The organism is uncultured Rothia sp., from assembly GCF_916049665.1.
Lineage (GTDB): Bacteria > Actinomycetota > Actinomycetes > Actinomycetales > Micrococcaceae > Rothia.
In genome coordinates, this window is sequence record NZ_CAJZIE010000119.1 from 1 (window position 1) to 2,725 (window position 2,725).

At 56.6% G+C, this 2,725-nt stretch carries 2 protein-coding genes and 1 tRNA gene; all 3 read left to right on the forward strand.

Features of this window, described 5'->3' with window-relative positions; all coding sequences use genetic code 11:
• Nucleotides 1–1,674 (forward strand): DNA gyrase C-terminal beta-propeller domain-containing protein (locus QZ540_RS08375; protein ID WP_294629163.1); only part of this gene is annotated, 1,674 nt, incomplete at its 5' end.
• The gene (locus tag QZ540_RS08380; RefSeq protein WP_294629165.1) at nt 1,674–2,270 is read left to right on the forward strand and encodes a DUF3566 domain-containing protein; all 597 of its coding nucleotides are present in this window, start codon (nt 1,674–1,676) and stop codon (nt 2,268–2,270) included. The genes QZ540_RS08375 and QZ540_RS08380, both read left to right, overlap by 1 nt.
• Before the next feature lie 183 nt (nt 2,271–2,453).
• A tRNA-Ile gene (locus QZ540_RS08385) sits at nt 2,454–2,527 on the forward strand.
• Nucleotides 2,528–2,725: the final 198 nt, after the last annotated feature.

Here is a 2,725-nt window from a genome sequence, read left to right on the forward strand (position 1 = left end):
TCGGGTCGTACCGGTCAGCGCCTGGTGATTGTGCTCAAGCGCGATGCTTCCCCGAAGGTTGTGCTGAACAACCTGTACAAGCACACCCAGCTGCAGGAGAACTTCTCCGCGAACATGCTCGCCATTGTTGATGGCGTGCCGCGCACCCTGTCCCTGGATGCGTTTGTGCGTCACTGGGTGGATCACCAGATGGACGTTATCGTTCGCCGTACCCGTTACCGTCTGCGTCAGGCGGAGGAAGAGGCGCACATCCTGCGCGGCCTGCTGAAGGCTCTGGATGCTCTGGATGAGGTTATTGCCCTGATCCGCCGCTCCCCCACTGCTGATGAGGCGCGTAGCGGCCTGATGGAGTTCCTGCAGATTGATGAGGCTCAGGCTCAGGCAATTCTGAATATGCAGCTGCGTCGTCTGGCTGCTCTGGAGCGTCAGAAGATTCAGGATCGCCACGATGAGCTGATGCGCATGATCGCTGAGTACAACGCGATTATTGCCTCGGAGACTCGCCAGCGCGATATTATCTCTGAGGAGCTGGGCGAGATTGTGAACCGCTACGGCGATGAGCGTCGCACCCAGATTATGTACGGCTACAACGGCGATATGTCGATGGAAGACCTCATCCCCGAGGAGGAGGTCGTGGTGACGATTACTCGCGGCGGCTACATTAAGCGCACCCGCAGTGATCAGTACCGTAGCCAGCACCGCGGTGGTAAGGGCATTAAGGGTGCCTCGCTGCGCGGTGATGACGTGGTGGAGCACTTCTTCGTGACCACTACGCACAGCTGGATTCTGTTCTTCACGAACCTGGGCCGCGTGTACCGTGCGAAGGGTTATGAGCTGCAGGAAGCTGGCCGCGATGCGAAGGGCCAACATATTGCGAACCTGCTGGAGTTCCAGGGTGGTGAGCATATTGCTCAGGTCATGGAGCTGAAGAGCTACGACGATGCTGAGTACCTGGTGCTCGCTACTCGCGGCGGCATGGTGAAGAAGAGCCGCCTGAGCGATTACGATACGAACCGTACTGCCGGCCTGATTGCGATTAACCTGCGTGAGGGCGATGAGGTTGTTTCGGCGTTCACTGTCTCGGCTCAGGACGATATTCTGCTGGTGTCGCGTAACGGTATGTCGTTGCGCTTCCACGCTGATGATGCGTCGCTGCGTCCGATGGGTCGTTCGACCTCGGGTGTGACCGGTATGAAGTTCCGTGACGGCGATGAGCTGATTTCTGCGAATGTGGTTACTGAGGGCTCCTTCGTCTTCGTGGTCACTGAGGGTGGTTACGCGAAGCGTACGAGCGTGGATGAGTACCGCGTGCAGGGCCGTAACGGTTTCGGCATTAAGGTTGCTAAGCTAGTTGAGGATCGTGGCGCCCTGGTGGGTGGCCTCATCGTGGACGAAGAGGACGAGGTGCTGGTGGTTATGGCCAGCGGCAAGGTCGTTCGCTCGAATGTGAATGAGGTTCCCGCGAAGGGACGCGATACTATGGGTGTTATCTTTGCAAAGCCCGGTAAGGGCGATTCTATTATTGGTGTTGCACGCAACCAGGATCGTCAGCTGGATGATAGCGACGATGAAACCACTGAGAACACCGAGGCTTCGGAGTCTTCTGAGGCGCCCGGTTCGGACAACGAGGGTGAAGCGGCGGCTGCCGATCTCACCGCTACTGGAGGTAACTAATGAGCAGCACTCCCGCGAGCTCCTCTCCTGCGCCGGCACAGCGTTCGGCGTCGGCTGGCGCATCTAAGTCTTCGGGTGCGGCTAAGGCTGGTGCGCGTCGCCCGGCTCAGGCCCGTTCGGGTCAGGCTCGTCCTGGCGGTACCGCTAAGCGTCCTGCTGGTAAGCGCCCTGTGAATGCTAAGCGTCCGACTGGTTCGCGCCGTCAGCTGGTGCGTCCTGCGCCGCGTTCGAAGATTCGTCGTGCGCGTTTGGTGGTTCAGAAGGTTGATACCTGGTCGGTGGCGAAGTTGATCTTCCTGCTGTCTATTGCCCTGGGTATTGTGACCGTCGTGGCGTCGGTGATTCTGTGGCTGTTCCTGCAGGCTTCTGGTGCGTTTACCGGTGTGAACCAGCTGATTAGCTCGCTGGGTACCGGTTCGACCACTGTGGATATTTCGCAGATGATTTCGCTGGGTCAGGTTGCTTTGGTGACTACTATTTTTGCTGTGGTCAACACTGTGGTCTTTACTCTGCTGGGTATGATTGGCGCGATTCTGTACAACCTGGCTGCGAAGCTGGTTGGTGGCGTGACCTTGACTCTGAGCGATGAGTCCTAGTTTGTAGCTTTTGAGCTTTGTGTGCGGGCGGTGCCCCTCTGGATGGAGGTGGTGCCGCCCGTTTTGCATGCTTGGGACACCTCAGCAGTAAGTGTGATGCAGAACATGCTTTTTCGATTTGGTGTTACCCTCAAACACCTGTATAGTTATATCTCGTTCTACGGAAGAAATTTCGCAGAAGGAGGGCGTATAGCTCAGACGGTTAGAGCGCTTCGCTGATAACGAAGAGGTCCCAAGTTCGATTCTTGGTACGCCCACTCCACACTATGAAAGGCAATAATGAAGAAATTATTGATTCTTGCTGTTCTTTCGTGTGTCACTGTGATGGTCTTGAAAAAGTACCAGAGCAATGAAGTCGTGAAGGCTTGGAAAAATAACTAAACAGTGGTTTCCGCTGAGACGGGGGCGTGGCGCAATTGGTAGCGCATCTGCTTTGCAAGCAGAGGGTTAGGGGT